The organism is Verminephrobacter aporrectodeae subsp. tuberculatae (assembly GCF_026127385.1).
Classification (GTDB): domain Bacteria; phylum Pseudomonadota; class Gammaproteobacteria; order Burkholderiales; family Burkholderiaceae_C; genus Acidovorax; species Acidovorax aporrectodeae.
On the sequence record NZ_QZCX01000003.1, the window covers coordinates 1124537 to 1139211 of the forward strand.

A 14675-nucleotide genomic window follows, 5' to 3' on the forward strand; every position below is an offset into this window, starting at 1 on the left:
CCTCTTTACCCGCTTCCTTGACCGCCATGACCGCCATGACCGACGCCACCCTGCCGCGCAACACGCTGCGCCATTTCATCGACACGCACTTCGACGAGCAGGTGCGCACCCTCACCGAGTTGGTACGCTGCCCCTCCGACAACCCGCCCGGCGACTGCGCTGCGCATGCCGAGCTCACCGCCCGGCTACTCGAAGCCATGGGCTTCAAGGTCGAGCGCCATGCGGTGTCGGCCGAGTTCGCGGCCGCGCACGGCATGCGCAGCGTGACCAACCTGATCGTGCGCGAACGCTTCGGCGACGGCCCGGTGGTGGCGCTCAACGCGCACGGCGACGTGGTCCCGCCGGGCGCGGGCTGGAGCGTCGATCCCTACGGCGGCGAAGTGCGCGACGGCTGGCTCTACGGCCGCGGCGCCGCAGTATCGAAGTCCGACTTCACGACCTACGCCTTTGCAATGCGTGCGCTCAAGCACCTGGCGGCATCGGGCACGCCGCTGGCCGGCACGGTCGAACTGCACCTGACCTACGACGAGGAAACCGGCGGCGTCACCGGCCCGGGATGGATCCTGTCGAAGGGCCTGAGCCGGCCCGACTTCGTACTCTCCGCCGCGTTCTCGCACCACGTCGTGGTGGCGCACAACGGCTGCCTGCACCTCGAGGTGGTGGTGCGCGGCACCTCGGCGCATGCCGCCCGGCCCGACACCGGTCACGACGCGATCGAGGCCGCAGCCACACTGCTGCCCGCGCTCTACCGCTACCGCGACAGCCTCGCCGACCGTCCCTCGTCAACGCCGGGCATCACCCACCCCACGATGGTGGTGGGCCTGATCGGTGGCGGCATCAACACCAACGTGGTGGCCGACCAATTGATCCTGCGTATCGACCGACGCATCGTGCCCGAGGAATCACCGGAGGCCGTCGAGGCTGATCTGCGCGCAGTGATCGAGGCAGCCTGCCGCACGCTGCCTGGCATCTCGGTGGAAATCCGCCAGATCCTGCTGGCCCGGCCCTTCGCGCCGGCGCCCGGTGCCGACGACCTGGCAGCGCTGGTATGCCGCGAGGCCACCGAGGTGATGGGCAAGCCCGTGACGCCGATCGGCGTGCCGCTCTACACCGACGCGCGCCTGTACAGCGAAGCAGGCATCCCCACGGTGATGTACGGCGCCGGCCCCGAGTCGCTGCTCGAAGCCAACGGACACCGCGCCGACGAGCGCGTGCCACTGGATGAACTGCGCAAGGCCACGCAGGTAATCGCCAACACCCTCCACCAACTCCTGACCCGATGAAGATCGCATCAGGGCCGGCCTTCTTGCCACGGCATCTCCTGCCAAAGCTGGTGAAATCCTGCCTCGCTGCGTTGGAGTTCTGCCGCGTAGGCGGCGGGCGGCAAGTAGCGAAGCGGCGCGAACAACGCTTGCGCTTGTTGCTGAAACTGCGGATCGTCCTTTGCCCGGGCGATGGCATCGACCAACTTTCTACGAACCTCCTCAGGCAAACCCTTGGGAGCGGCCAAGCCGCGCAGCGACGCGAGTTCGATGTCGTACCCCTGTTCCTTGAAGGTGGGAATCCCGGGTGCCAGCGATGACCGCGTAGCCCCCATCTGGCCGAGAAGCCGGATTGGCGTGCCTCCCTTCTGGTACTGCAACGCCTCGCCGACGTTGATTGCGCCGATGACGATTTGCTGACCCGCGATGGCACTGCGCACCTCGCCTGCACCCTTATATGGAATATGGCTCAGCTTCACGCCTGCCCCCTTCTCGAACAGGAGCATCGCCAGGTGGTCATCCGACCCAATGCCGGTCGTGCCCACCGTCACTGCGCCAGGATTCGCCCTTGCGAAGGCCGCCAGTGCAGCCAAGGACTGAATGCCATGGTCGTTGTGTACCGTGAAACCGCCCGGGTCATCGACCAAGTTTCCGAGCAGGTCGTAGCTGCGCCAGCTGAAGCTGCTCCTTCGTTCGATCGGGATGGTGAGCAGATTGGGGGTATTGATGAAGCCAATGGTGTAGCCGTCAGGCGCGGCGCGAGCCAGTTCTGCAAAGCCGATAGCACCGCCAGCGCCGGGCCGGTTCTGCACCACGATGCTGGTTCCCAGTTGCTTTTCCAGGGAACGGGCCAGAAGCCGTGCCACTGAATCGGTTCCGCCGCCGGGGGCATACGCGACGATCATCTCGATTGGCCTCGAGGGATAAACCGCTCCGGTCCGTGCGACGGACGGAGCAGCGATACCGCAGGCCGCCGCGGCAACGAGCGTGCACTGCGCGAGTGTTTGGCGGCGGGAGGGACGGTGTTGCTTCATGGGCATGTCTCCGGGGCGGCCCCTCGGGCCCAGTCTGTGGTGCTGCAGGATTCAAGTCGCCGTTGCGGCGGGGAGGGCCAGGGCAGCAGCGACGCGGCGCGCCGCACGCGGCCACACCTCGGGGTTGACCAATCGCTCCGGCCGCCGGCCTTCGGTCAACAAGGCCACGACCTGCCTGGCCGCCAGTTCGGCGTTGTTGCGCCTTGCCTCGTGGGTTACCCCTGCCGTGTGAAAAGTGGCGACCACGCTATCGCGGGAAAGGAGTGGGTGATCGCGTGGTGGTGGCTCTTGCTCCCACACGTCCAGACCTGCACCGGCCAGATGGCTGCTGGCCAAGGCGTTCTCCAGTGCAGCCTCATCATGGATGCCTCCGCGGGCCGTGCTGATGAATACAGCGCCAGGCCGCATGGCAGCGAAGCTGGCGGCGCCCATCATTCCGAGGGTCTGCGCATTGCGTGGGCAATGCAATGACACCACATCGGAGCGGTGCAGCAACGCGTCGAAGGACACGGCCTCAGCACCCCGCGCGGCCATCTCGGTGTCACTCAGGGCGGGATCGCAACCCAGTACGCGCATGCCGAATGCATGGCCCAGCGCTGCCACGCGCCGTCCAGTCTGCCCCACGCCCACCAAGCCGAGCGTGCGGCCGCGCAGTTCATGCCCCATCAGATCCTCGCGACTAAAGCCCCGGCGCGTACGCAGCAACCGGTCAGACTCGGAAATTCGGCGAAAGACAGACAGCATCAGGCCCAGCGTCATCTCGGCCACCGAGTCGGCGTTCCCGCCCGATTGATTCATCACCACCACACCGGCGCGCGTGCATGCCTCGATGTCGATGGTGTCGCAGCCCGAACCTGTGGACGAGACTGCAAGCAGCGCAGGACAGCGGGCCACCAGTGCCGCGTCGGCGAACCAGCGCCGGGGAAGTTCGTCCTTGGCGGCCGAGATCTGGTAGACGTGGGCTGCTGCGAGTTGCGCCCATGCCGCATCATCTGAACCTTCCATGGCGCAGGTGCTCAGCACCAGACCGCGCGCGCAAGACACGATGCGATCAAAGGCGGGGTCCAACCAGTGGTCGAACCGCACCACGCGCCTTGCGGCAAACGCTGCGCCAGTACCTTCGTTCACAGAACGCCTTTCTCGCGCAGCGTCCTGTCGACCCACGCGCGGTCGACGCAGCCATCCGCAATGGATTGCAGTAGCGCCACTTCCGCGCGCTGAACAGCTTCGACGCGTGCGGCGATGTTCTCAGCTTCCTCTGCCATCACGACGAGAAGACCATCGCCGTCACCCAGCACAAGGTCGCCTGGCCGAACCACCATGCCATCAATCGACACCGGCACATGCAGCTCCCCTGGTCCGTCCTTGTAGGGTCCGCGATGCGCGACGCCGCGTGCGTACACCGGCAGCGTGCCTTGGCCGATCTTGTCGCTATCGCGGATAGGGCCATCAATCACGAAGCCCGCAGCGCCGCGCGCGATCGCCAAGGCCAGCATGATCTCCCCGATGATTGCGTTGGAACCCGGGCCGCCTGCATCGACGACGATCACGTCGCCTGGGCCGGAGACGTCGATGGCCTTGTGCACCATCAGGTTGTCACCAGACCGGGTGCGAACCGTGAGCGCTCGCCCCACCAGCATGCCGTCGCGCTTGTGGTAGGGCCGCAGGAGCCCGGTGCCGGTGCTGCGACTCATCACGTCGCTCACATTGGCCACCGGGTAGCTGCGGAATCGTTCCAACAAGGCGCTGCTGACGGCGGATTCTGGCCGTGGGTGAATGCGAAAACCCTGGATATGGCTCATGGTCGTGTCTCCGGAACGGTCATTGTGGTTCTCAGTTCTTGATTTTCAGCTTGGCAATCAATGTCTTGAAGTAGGCACTGTCCTTGGCCATGTACGCCTTGAACGTGACGTCGTCGGCGTATGCGAAGCCCAGGTTTTGCTTGTCGAGCAGTTCGCGGAACGCCGGCTCGGCCGATGCCTGTTGGCTCAGGTTCTTCAGATAGGTCACGATTTCCGGCGGCGTGTTCTTGGGGGCCGCGAGGCCACGCCACGTGCCAATGCTGAGGTCAATGTTGCGCTCCTTCAACGTGGGCACCTGCTCGAAGCCCTTGATGCGCTGGTCGGCCATGACGGCCAGTGTCTTCAGCTTGCCGGCCTGCACGCAGGTCGTGACTTCAGCGGGACTGACGGTCACCGCATCGATGTGCCCGCCAAGCAGCGCGAGCACGGCAGGCCCAGCCCCCTGGAAGGGCGTGTGATTGAACTGCACGCCGGTCCTGTCCTCCAGCGCCGACGCGGCAAGGTGCCAGATCGACCCGTTGCCGGCGTTGCCGACGCTGATCTTGCCGTTGCCCTTCTTCGCGGCGGCGAGGAATTCCTCGGCGGTGTTCCAGGGCGCATCGGCGCGCACGGTGATGGCGGCCGGATCGGCGTTCAAGCGCGCGATGGGCGTCATGTCTTCGTACGTGAACTTCGCCAGCCCCATGTGCGATAGCGTCGTCATTTCCACCGTGATGACCGCCAGGCGATAGCCGTCCGGCCTTGCATTGATCACGTCTTGCCAGCCGATGACGCCGGTGGCACCCGGCTTGTTGACGATGATCATGCTTTGCGGCATGTGCTTGCGTGTCGCGTCGGCGAAGGCGCGCGCCAGCGCGTCAGTCCCGCCGCCAGGCTGAAAGGGCACGACGAGTTCGATGGGCTTGGTCGGAAAGTCGCGCACCTGGGCCGCGGCCGTGGAGGTGACAAGCAAGGCGGCTGCGGCGGGAAACACGGCAAGCGCCGCAAGGCGGGGCACAAGGGATGTCGATCGCATCATGGATAGTCTCCTCAGGTTTGAAGAAGGTTCTTTTGAGGCCCGTTGTGCAAGCGTGCTGCAAAGTGCCCGTGTCCTGCCCCGAAAGCTCGCGCGCGAAGCCTTCTACCTGGACTGGCTGACTTCATTCGGCGCACGCTGAGCTTCCATGCGACCCCTGGCTTCCCACCGGGGCCTGCTGCCGCGACAGGATCTGCTGCGCCCTGAGCAGCACCGGCGCATCCACCATCGCGCCATCGAGCTGCACCGCCCCGCCCTGCGCCAGCCGTGAGGCGTCCACCACGCGGTGCGCCCAGGCCACCTCGGCCTCGGTCGGGGCCAGCGCGGCATGCACCCCCGCGATCTGTGCCGGGTGGATGCACAGCTTGGCCGAAAAGCCGAAGCGCCGGCTGCGGGCGGTGTCGGCGCGCAGTTGCTGCGGGTCGTTCAGCCGGATAGTTACGCCGTCAACCGGTGCGGCCAGACCCGCGTGGCGCGAGGCCACGACCATGCTCCAGCGTGCGGGCGCCAGTTCGGCCTCGTCGTCGCCGCAGGCCATGCCCAGGTCGGCCTGCAGGTCGATGTGACCCAGGCCCAGCCGCACCACCTGCGGCGCCTGGGCCACGGCGTCCAGCGCGTGGAAGCCGCTGGCCGATTCCATCAGGGGCAGCAATGCCAGCCCCGGGCACGCCCCGGCGAGCGAGGCCAAGGTGAGGCCGTCCTCGGCCTTGGGCAGCATGGCACCGGCCAGGCCGGAGTCCGTGAGTTGCGCCAGCAGCGCTACGTCCTGCGCGTGCCATGCGGTGCCCCGGGCGTTGATGCGCACCATCAGGCGGCCGCGCTGCGCAGGCTCGAGCGCGCCAAAGCGGGTGCACAGCGCCTGCCGGGCGGAATCTTTGGCCGGGGGCTCGACGGCGTCCTCCAGGTCCACCACCACGATGTCGGCGCCACTGGCCAGGGCCTTGGCAAGGCGCTCGGGGCGGCTCGCGGGCACGAACAGGAAGCTGCGGGCCAGCGCCACGCGGCCGTGCAGCACCCCGGTCATGGCAGGCGCTCCAGCAAGCGGCCCACGCGGGGACACTGCTCCATGTGCCACAGGCGGTCCACGGCCCGGGCCATGGGCCCGGCCGCCACGCGGCCACTGAAAGCGGCCAGCCGCAGGGCCTTGGCGCTGAGTTCATCGCGGCTGAGCGTGTTGCCGGGATCGCCCTTGGGTTCGTCCACACGGCCCTCGAACACGTGGCCGTCGTGGGTGTGCACCGCCACCTTGCCGATCCACTGGCGCGGGTAGGCGGAATCGACCTCGGGGTCGAGCACCATTTCCACGCGGTCGCGCAGCGCCTGCGTTTCGGGCGCGAGGAATGCTTCCTCAAACTCGGTCAGCCCGGCATGGCCGAAGCGGGCCACCAAGGCCAGCACCGTGCCCATGGAGAACTTGCTCTGGTGCACCGTGCTGGGCCGCACCACGGGGCCGAGCACGTCGATCGCGCCCTGGTGCACGCGCGTGACCACGCGGGCCAGCTGGCCTGCGGTCAGGCCGTGCTGCTGCATGACTTGCAGCAGCGCATCGGCCGCGGGGTGCGTGTGGCGGCAGGAGGCATGCCATTTGAACGAGGTTTCTGCCGTGGCCCAGCGGCTGCCCAGGCCATCGACGAGGCGCGTCGGGTCGGCGTCGCTCGACATGCCCGCCGCCATGCCCTGTTTGCCTTCCAGAATGTCGGCCGCGCCGGTGAAGCCATCCTGAGCCAGGTAGGCGGCCATCAGGCCCGCACCGGCAGCATGCGCCGTGTGCAGTTGCTTGCTGTCGGCCGCCGTGCGCAAGAACCCCCACAGCCCGGCCGCCTGGGTGCCTGCCGACCCCAGGGCGTGCAGCATCTGCCGGGCGTCCAGCCCCAGCAGCTGGCCCACGGCGGCGGCGGCGGCCAGCGTGCCAGCCGTTCCGGTGGTGTGGAAAATCCTGTAATGGCTACGGCCCAGGAATTCACCCACGCGGATGCCCACCTCGTAGCCCGCGATGGCGGCCACGAGCAACTGCGCGCCGCTGGCGCCGATGGACTGCGCCACGGCCACGGCGGCCGGAAACACCACGGCCGCCGGGTGGAACACCGAGCCGTTGTGCACGTCGTCCTGCTCAACCACGTGCGCTGCGGCGGCGTTGGCCATGGCCGCTGCGTGCGGGCTGGTGCTGGCGCCCGTGGCGATGACCTCGCTCGGGCCGGTGGCCGGCCCCATGGCAAGGGCAAAGCGCGCGATGCTCTCCACGGGCCGGGCGCTGTGGCCCGCCACGGCGGAGCCGAACCAGTCCACCAACAGGTCTTCGGTCTTGCGCAGTACGGCGGGCGGAACGTGCGCGTGGCGCAAGCCTGCGGCAAAGGCCGCCAGCTGGGCGGTGCGGGATTCAAAAGTTTTGGTCAAAACGGCATCCGGAGCTTTATTCATGAGCGCTTCAAGCTATTCGTCAAAGAGCATACAACCCGTGCCACAGCGGGGCGACGCATGGGGGGCATCGTCACCTTGACCCGCCTTGCGTGCAATCCCTGTTTGTTGAACCGTGCCTTCTGCTTTGCCAAAGTCAGGCCGGTACGTGTCAGGATGCTTGTCGCCTCATTCAAACAGCCATCAGCCGAGTTCGAAATGGCGGTGGATTGAGTTGCCCTGCGTGTCCACGGCCACCGTCACCGGAAAATCCTGTAGTTCGAACTCATGGATGGCCGGTGGCCAGCGGGCGTCCACTCATGTTGGCGTTGCGTGCAAGGTGGGGCGGCCGAGCCGACGCCGTACTTTCATGCAGCAGCGCCAGAAACTGCTGCGCCGGCTGGCTGAGGGAATGGTCCCGACGCACTATGCTGCCATAGGCCTCCAGTCGGCGCCTGAAGCGAAACGGCAGCAAGCGCAGCATGCCGTGCTCTGCATGGCTGCGCGCGACCGCCGCAGGAACCACCGCCACCATTGTCGAACTGCGCACAAGATTGATGCTGGTCAGGATCGATCCCGTCTCGATCAGGCCACGCGGTAGCGCCAGGCCCCGGTCTCGAAACTCCTGATCAATCAATGTGCGCATCGGGCTGCCCGGAGGTTGCAGTACCCAGGCATAGGGCCGCAGAGCTTCGAGGGTTGTTTGGCGTTTGCGCGCCAGCGGATGCGAAAGGCTGGAGACGACCACCAGTTTCTCGTCGTCGATGGGCCGGAACAAATAATCGTCGCAATGATCGCCGGTCATCCGGCCTACTACCACCTCGAGCACGCCATCACGCAGTTGCGCCAGCAGCCGGTCACTGGTATCGACCGCCACCTCGATGGACAGCAAGGGACTTTGCTGTTTGATGCATAGCAGGGCCTTGGTCAACCGCCCCGGTGATGCAGCCATGATGCTGCCCATCGCCAATCGGCCAGCACTGCCCTGCCGCAGTTCCATTAGCTCGCGGTTCAACGCCTCTACGCTTGCGCGCAAATTCTGGCAGTAGTCCATCACTCGCTCACCGGCTTCACTGATCCGCAGCCCCCGTCCCATACGTTCGAACAGGCGTACGTCCAAAGCATCCTCCAACTCATGCAGCATCTTGGTGGCCGCGGGCTGGGACATGCCCAATTGCGCCGCCGCAGCGCGCAACGTGCGCTGTTCCTTCACGGCCAGCATCAGTGCGATCTGGCGCAGGCGCAAGCGGTTCAGCAGTTGCGGTGTGCCGTCCTTGCGGTCGATCGATCCCATACTTTCCCTTCGATAATCCATTCCCTTTGGTTATCAACCAATCAACAACTTTCAGTTTACGGCGATTCATGCCATCCCTACCATCCCAGCGAATCCATCACCGAAGGAGACAATGAATGAAGAGACGCTCCCTCTCCATGGCCGCATTGCTGGCAGGAATACTGCCCTGGGGTGCCATGGCCCAGAACACCGGCGACTGGCCCAGCAGACCTGTGCGCATGCTGGTGGGCTCGGCCCCCGGCGGCGGCACTGACGCCATGGCCCGCGCCGTGGCCGATCGGCTGGGCCCGCTGCTCAAGCAGTCCATCGTGGTGGAAAACCGCCCCGGCGTTTCCAATACCCTGGCCGTCGACGCGACGGCCAAGTCCACCGACGGCCACACCATGGTGATGGGCGTGGTCACCGCGCACACCATCGCGCCGCACCTGCTCAGGCTCGGCTACGACAACAACAAGGACCTGGTGCCCGTGGCCTTCGTGGGCTCGGTGCCCAACGTGCTGGTGGTGGGCAAGCCGGTGCATGCCGACTCGGTGGCCGATCTGGTGGCCCTGGCCAGAAAGGGCCCGGGCACCATCCACTTCGCCAGCAGCGGCACTGGCAGCACGCAGCACATCGCGGCCGAGATGTTCCAGGACGCGGCCGGCATCCGGATCACCCACGTGCCCTACAAGGGCAGCGCCGCCGCGCTGGTGGACCTGGTGAGCGCGCAGGTGCAGATGAGCTTCGACACCCTGCCATCCGTCATCGGCCAAATCAAGAGCGGCAGGCTGCGCCCGCTGGCCGTCACCTCGGCCCAGCGCAACGCGCAGCTGCCCCAGGTGCCCACCATGGCCGAGTCGGGTCTGGCCGGCGTGGAGATCGCCGCCTGGTACGGCATCTACATGCCCGCGTCCACGCCGATGGCCGTGCAGCAGAAGGTGCATGACGAGGTCAACAAGGTGATCGCCATGCCCGAGACCAAGGCCCGCCTCGAAGCGGTGGGCGCCGAGTTGCGCGCCATCTCCCAGGCCGAGTTCGAGGCATTCCACCGCGCCGAATACCAGCGCTTCGGCGAAGTCATCCGCAAGAACGACATCCGGATCGACTGAGTCCCGCATGTCCTTCGCCGAACTTCCCGTCGTGGCCCTGACGCTGGGCGACCCCGCCGGCATCGGCGCCGAACTCATCGCCCGCCTGCTGGCCAGGCACGAGGCCGTGCAGAGGGCCAACATCGTGCTGGTGGGCGACCCTTGGCTGTGGCAAGAGGGCCAGCGCATTGCGGGCGCCCGGGTGGCGACCGAGAGCATCGCCAGCCTGGCCGCCGTGCGCGGCCGCGCCGATGCGTCGCGCCCGGCCTTTCTGGCCGTCGACACGGTGGCGCCCGAGGCCGTGACCCGCAGCGTGGCGGCGGCGCCCGGCGGGCGCTCGGTGCTGAAGGTGCTCGACCAGTGCATGGACGCGGCGCAGGCAGGCGCCATCGACGCCATCTGCTTCGCGCCGCTGAACAAGCAGGCCATGAAGATCGGCGGCTTGCGCCATGAGGATGAGCTGCACCACTTCGCCGAGTACCTGGGCGTACAAGGCTACTTCTGCGAGTTCAACACGCTGGGCAGCCTGTGGACCTCGCGCATCTCGTCGCACGTGCCGCTCAGGGACGTGGCCAGCTACCTGAGCACCGAGCGCATCGCGCAGGCGTCCGAGCTGATTTACCGCTCGCTGCTGGCCAACGGCATCGCCGCGCCCAAAGTGGCCATTGCCGCGTTCAACCCGCATGGCGGCGACGGCGGCGTGTGCGGGCGCGAAGAGATCGACGTCATCGAACCCGCAGTGCGCGCGCTCAGGGCCCGCGACTGGCCCACGCCGGATCCATTCCACGGCCCGTTTCCGGCCGACACGATCTTCCTGAAGGCGCAGGCCGGCGCGTACCAGGCCATCGTGACCATGTACCACGACCAGGGCCAGATCGCGATCAAACTGCTGGGCTTCTCGCGCGGCGTTACGGTGCAGGGCGGTCTGCCAATCCCCATCACCACGCCCGCCCACGGCACGGCCTACGACATCGCGGGCCAGGGCCGGGCCCATGTGGAAGCCACTTGGCAGGCCTTTCTGATCGCCTGCCGCATGGGCGCCTCGCGCCGCGCTGCCCAGGCAAGCTGAGAAGAAAAAACCATGCGCATCGAAACCAGGAGAGATACCGCCATGAAGATCCGATCCGTCCGCGCCCGCGTCTACGAATGGAAGGGCAAGACCGTTCCACCGCAAGGCAACTTCTGCTCCAACGCCATGGATCTGGTGTACTCCAACACCGAGACCATGAGCACCTTCCGCTTCCATTCCTGGACGGTGGTGGAGGTCGAGACCGATGACGGCATCGTCGGCCTGGGCAACGTGGCGCTGGCGCCGCGCATCGCCAAGGCCATCATCGACGAATACCTCGCGCCGCTGGTCGTGGGCCAGGACCCTTGGGACTCCGAATACCTGTGGCAGCGCATGTACCGCGCCACCCACGCCTGGGGCCGAAAGGGCGTGACCATGGCCGCCATCTCGGGAGTGGATCTGGCCATATGGGACATCCTGGGCAAGAGCGTGCACAAGCCCGTGTTCAAGTTGCTCGGCGGCCGCACCAAGGAAAAGATCCCTTGCTACTACAGCAAGCTCTACCGCACCGACCTCAAGGCCATGCAGGCCGAGGCGCAGAAGTTCCTCGACCAGGGCTTCCATGCCTTCAAGATGCGCTTCGGCTACGGCCCGGCGCATCTGCAGGACGGCGTGAAGAAAAACCTCCAGGCCGTCGAAGCCCTCCGCGAAGTCATCGGCTACGACAACGACCTGATGCTCGAGTGCTACATGGGCTGGAACCTCGAATACGCCAAGCGCATGCTGCCCAAGCTGGAGAAATTCGAGCCGCGCTGGCTCGAAGAGCCCGTGATCGCCGACGACATCGGCGGCTACGCCGAGCTGAACGACATGGGCATCGTTCCGATCTCGGGCGGCGAGCACGAATTCAGCCTCTACGGCTTCAAGCAGTTGCTGGACAGGAAAGCCGTGAGCGTCGTGCAGTACGACACCAACCGCGTGGGCGGCATCACGGCCGCGCACAAGATCAATGCGCTGTGCGAGGCCTACAGCGTGCCCGTGGTCCCGCACGCTGGCCAGATGCACAACTACCACCTGACCATGAGCACGTTGGCCTCGCCCATGGCCGAGTACTTCCCCATCTTCGACGTGGAAGTGGGCAATGAGTTGTTCTGGTACATCTTCGACGGCGAACCCATTGCCGAGAACGGCTTCCTTCAGCTCAGGGACGACGTGCCGGGCCTGGGCCTCACGCTCAAGACCGAGTACCTGGACCAGTTCCAGATCACCGGGTAAGGAGCGCCATGCCCGGACTCTCCGACCCGCGCTACCGCGGCATCTTCCCGGTCGTGCCCACCACGTTCCACGAGGACGGTACGCTCGACCTGGCCAGCCAGTGGCGCTGCCTTGACTTCATGATCGACTCTGGCGTTGACGGCCTGTGCCTGCTGGCCAACTTCTCCGAGCAGTTCCTGCTCTCGGACGAGGAACGCGAGGTTCTGACGCGCACGGCGCTGGAGCACGTGGCCGGCCGCGTGCCGGTGATCGTGACCACCACGCACACCGCTACCCACGTCTGCGCCGAACGCAGTCGCCGTGCGCAGGACATGGGCGCGGCCATGGTGATGGTGATGCCGCCCTACCACGGCGCCACCTTCCGATTTGGCGACGCGCAGATCCAGACCTTCTACCAGGGCGTCTCCGATGCGATCGACGTCCCCATCATGATCCAGGACGCGCCCGCCGCCGGCACACCGCTGACGCCCGGCTTCCTGGCCAAAATGGCGCAAGAGATCGAGCAGGTCAGCTACTTCAAGGTGGAAACCGCCGGTGCGGCCAGCAAGCTGCGCGAGCTGATCGCGCTGGGCGCAGAAGCCATCGAAGGCCCATGGGATGGCGAAGAGGCCATCACCTTGCTCGCCGACCTGGAAGCCGGCGCCACGGGCTCCATGACCGGCGGCGGCTTTGCCGACGGCATTCGCCCCATCATCGAAGCGCACCGCGCGGGCGACAAGGACAAGGCATTCGCTGAATACCAGCGCTGGCTGCCGCTGATCAACCACGAGAACCGCCAGGCCGGCTTTCTTGCCGCCAAGGCGCTGATGAAGGAAGGCGGCGTGATCGCCTGCGAGGCACCGCGCGCGCCCTGGCCCCCCATGCACCCCGAGGTGCGGCGCCAACTGATCGACATTGCGCGCCGGCTCGATGCGCTGGTGTTGCGGTGGGCGCGTTGAACCCGAACGCATCAGGGAACGCTAAGCACCCTCGGCCTGGCGTGCGTCTTCCACCAGCAGTTCCACCAGCTCGCGGGCAAAGCCCGGCAGGGCTTCGAGGCTGCGCACGCAGATCAGCATCTTGCGCAGGGCCCAGGGGTCGGTCAGTGGCACGATCGTGATCGCCATGGTCTGCGCATGCCGGCGGGCCGCCGATTCGGGCAGGATGCCAACGCCCACGGCTGCCTCGATCATGCGGCAGGCCGCCTCGAAATTGCTGACCTGGATGCGCTGCTTGATCGACCGATGCAACTGATCGCACTCTCGCCGCAGAAAGGCATGGATGGCGCTGGACTCGTGCAGGCCCACGTAGTCGTAATCCAGCGTTTCGGCAAAGGCCACTTCGGGGCGCTGGCCCAATTCATGGCCCTGGGCCACCACAAGGGCCAGGCGGTCGTGCCGGTAGGGCAGCGTCTCCAGGCTTTCCGTGCGCACCAGGCCGGCGACGATGCCGATGTCCGTCTGCCCCTCGGTCACGGCACGCACGATGTCGTGCGAGAGCCGCTCGCGCAGGTCGATGTTCACATCGGGGTTCTTGCTCAGATAGGCCCGCAGCACCGGTGGCAGGTACTCGCCCAGCGCCGTGGTGTTGGCGAACACGCGCACATGGCCCTTGATGCCGCGCGCATATTCCTGCATGTCGCCCCACAGATGCTCAATCTGACCCAGCACCATGCGCGCATGGTGTACGAGGGCCTGGCCGGGCGGCGTGAGCGTGACGCCCTGGCTGGTGCGGTACAGCAGCTTGGTACCAATACCCGCCTCCAGGTTCTTGACGCGGGTGCTTGCCGCAGGCAGGGAGATGAAAGACAGCTCGGCGCCACGGGTCATGCTGTTCGCCTCGGCGATATGAACCATCAAGCGCAGGTCTACAAGATCAAGGTGCATTGCCACGCGCGGATTCTATGAGCCCGCAGCGCATCCGCGTGCGGCAGCCTTGTTCAACGTGGTGCGTTTGAAGGGGTGGTTCCAGGCCCCCAGCCTGACTACGAACGGATGGTTCCGAGCAGTTCCAACGCACGCTGTTGGCAAGCGTTGGCGGTGGTCAGCACGTCGAAGCTGGGTGCGTCCGGGCCTGCCTGGGGTGTGCGGCAGGTGTTGCGCACCAGGGTGGCCAACTCGGCCATCCGCGTGTGGAAACCGTGCACGGGCTGCCCGTTGTCGAGCGTTTTGCCTTGGGCCTTGCGCTGCACTGCCATCAAACGTTTCGCCGGGGCCACCGGATCGCGCTCGGCCTGGGCCGCTTGATCGGTGTCGGCGAAGGTCAGTTCGCGCCAAGCCTCGCGCATATGCCACTCGACGTAGTAGGCCAGCATGCACAGCAGGATATGCGCGCGCACCCGGTTGATCTCCAGCGGATTGCGTTCATCGAACAGACCCGTCTGCAACGGCCCTTGCCCGACCAGGGCGCGGATCGAAACGCTCTCGAGGGCCGTGATCCACGCGACGCCGTCGTCGCTGCGCATCCCGGAAATCGCCTTGCCGGAGATCGTGCCCCGGTCGCCGACCATGACCACCTGATCGAGGCCAAAGCGCTGACGCACCT

Annotated in this window: 14 protein-coding genes; 5 read left to right on the forward strand and 9 right to left on the reverse strand. The window is 66.4% G+C overall.

The genetic code is table 11. From position 1 onward, the window contains the following. The first annotated feature begins 26 nt into the window (after positions 1-26). A complete protein-coding gene (locus D5041_RS20080; protein ID WP_407702308.1) occupies positions 27-1283 on the forward strand; it encodes a M20/M25/M40 family metallo-hydrolase in 1257 nt (418 codons plus the stop codon). 8 nt (positions 1284-1291) lie between these two features. Here D5041_RS20080 and D5041_RS20085 read toward each other — a convergent pair whose 3' ends face one another. From D5041_RS20085 to D5041_RS20115, 8 genes are all read right to left on the reverse strand, one after another. After that, positions 1292-2296, reverse strand: coding sequence for a tripartite tricarboxylate transporter substrate binding protein (locus tag D5041_RS20085; protein ID WP_265285584.1), 1005 nt, complete (start codon positions 2294-2296; stop codon positions 1292-1294). A gap of 51 nt (positions 2297-2347) precedes the next feature. Continuing rightward, positions 2348-3385 (reverse strand): hydroxyacid dehydrogenase, encoded by a 1038-nt coding sequence (locus D5041_RS20090; protein WP_407702309.1) that lies wholly within the window; start codon positions 3383-3385, stop codon positions 2348-2350. Positions 3386-3420: 35 nt separating this feature from the next. Further along, complete coding sequence (locus D5041_RS20095; protein WP_265285586.1) at positions 3421-4098, reverse strand: RraA family protein; 678 nt, start codon at positions 4096-4098, stop codon at positions 3421-3423. A gap of 31 nt (positions 4099-4129) precedes the next feature. Beyond that, positions 4130-5113: a tripartite tricarboxylate transporter substrate binding protein gene (locus D5041_RS20100; protein WP_265285772.1), complete on the reverse strand. Its 984-nt coding sequence runs from the start codon at positions 5111-5113 to the stop codon at positions 4130-4132. A gap of 124 nt (positions 5114-5237) precedes the next feature. Beyond that, a complete protein-coding gene (locus tag D5041_RS20105) occupies positions 5238-6137 on the reverse strand; it encodes an HpcH/HpaI aldolase/citrate lyase family protein (RefSeq protein WP_265285587.1) in 900 nt (299 codons plus the stop codon). Then, positions 6134-7507 (reverse strand): MmgE/PrpD family protein, encoded by a 1374-nt coding sequence (locus D5041_RS20110; protein WP_265285588.1) that lies wholly within the window; start codon positions 7505-7507, stop codon positions 6134-6136. Before D5041_RS20110 ends, D5041_RS20105 begins: the two co-directional genes overlap by 4 nt. Before the next feature lie 204 nt (positions 7508-7711). Beyond that, the gene (locus D5041_RS22215; protein ID WP_010104187.1) at positions 7712-7825 is read right to left on the reverse strand and encodes a fumarate hydratase C-terminal domain-containing protein; all 114 of its coding nucleotides are present in this window, start codon (positions 7823-7825) and stop codon (positions 7712-7714) included. After that, positions 7794-8801 (reverse strand): LysR family transcriptional regulator, encoded by a 1008-nt coding sequence (locus D5041_RS20115; protein ID WP_265285589.1) that lies wholly within the window; start codon positions 8799-8801, stop codon positions 7794-7796. Before D5041_RS20115 ends, D5041_RS22215 begins: the two co-directional genes overlap by 32 nt. A 116-nt stretch (positions 8802-8917) precedes the next feature. On the opposite strand from D5041_RS20115, the gene D5041_RS20120 reads away from it, so the two are divergent. From D5041_RS20120 to D5041_RS20135, 4 genes are read left to right on the forward strand one after another with little or no spacing between them, the layout of a single operon-like run. Next, entirely contained in the window at positions 8918-9889 is a 972-nt protein-coding gene (locus D5041_RS20120) for a Bug family tripartite tricarboxylate transporter substrate binding protein (RefSeq protein WP_265259195.1), read from the forward strand. Positions 9890-9896: 7 nt separating this feature from the next. Further along, positions 9897-10937 (forward strand): 4-hydroxythreonine-4-phosphate dehydrogenase PdxA, encoded by a 1041-nt coding sequence (locus tag D5041_RS20125; protein ID WP_265259196.1) that lies wholly within the window; start codon positions 9897-9899, stop codon positions 10935-10937. A gap of 42 nt (positions 10938-10979) precedes the next feature. After that, positions 10980-12152 carry an L-rhamnonate dehydratase gene (locus D5041_RS20130; RefSeq protein WP_265282835.1) on the forward strand — a complete coding sequence of 391 codons (1173 nt, stop codon included), beginning with the start codon at positions 10980-10982 and terminating at the stop codon, positions 12150-12152. 8 nt (positions 12153-12160) lie between these two features. Beyond that, entirely contained in the window at positions 12161-13090 is a 930-nt protein-coding gene (locus tag D5041_RS20135; RefSeq protein ID WP_265285590.1) for a dihydrodipicolinate synthase family protein, read from the forward strand. A 21-nt stretch (positions 13091-13111) separates the two neighbouring features. Here D5041_RS20135 and D5041_RS20140 read toward each other — a convergent pair whose 3' ends face one another. Next, positions 13112-14023, reverse strand: coding sequence for a LysR family transcriptional regulator (locus D5041_RS20140; RefSeq protein ID WP_029554308.1), 912 nt, complete (start codon positions 14021-14023; stop codon positions 13112-13114). Positions 14024-14675: the final 652 nt, after the last annotated feature.

Coding starts and splice junctions, on each gene's coding strand:
- D5041_RS20080 (WP_407702308.1), top strand. CDS start 27: ATGACCGCCATGACCGACGCCACCCTGCCGCGCAACACGCTGCGCCAT.
- D5041_RS20085 (WP_265285584.1), bottom strand. CDS start 2,296: ATGAAGCAACACCGTCCCTCCCGCCGCCAAACACTCGCGCAGTGCACG.
- D5041_RS20095 (WP_265285586.1), bottom strand. CDS start 4,098: ATGAGCCATATCCAGGGTTTTCGCATTCACCCACGGCCAGAATCCGCC.
- D5041_RS20100 (WP_265285772.1), bottom strand. CDS start 5,113: ATGCGATCGACATCCCTTGTGCCCCGCCTTGCGGCGCTTGCCGTGTTT.
- D5041_RS20105 (WP_265285587.1), bottom strand. CDS start 6,137: ATGACCGGGGTGCTGCACGGCCGCGTGGCGCTGGCCCGCAGCTTCCTG.
- D5041_RS20115 (WP_265285589.1), bottom strand. CDS start 8,801: ATGGGATCGATCGACCGCAAGGACGGCACACCGCAACTGCTGAACCGC.
- D5041_RS20120 (WP_265259195.1), top strand. CDS start 8,918: ATGAAGAGACGCTCCCTCTCCATGGCCGCATTGCTGGCAGGAATACTG.
- D5041_RS20125 (WP_265259196.1), top strand. CDS start 9,897: ATGTCCTTCGCCGAACTTCCCGTCGTGGCCCTGACGCTGGGCGACCCC.
- D5041_RS20130 (WP_265282835.1), top strand. CDS start 10,980: ATGAAGATCCGATCCGTCCGCGCCCGCGTCTACGAATGGAAGGGCAAG.
- D5041_RS20135 (WP_265285590.1), top strand. CDS start 12,161: ATGCCCGGACTCTCCGACCCGCGCTACCGCGGCATCTTCCCGGTCGTG.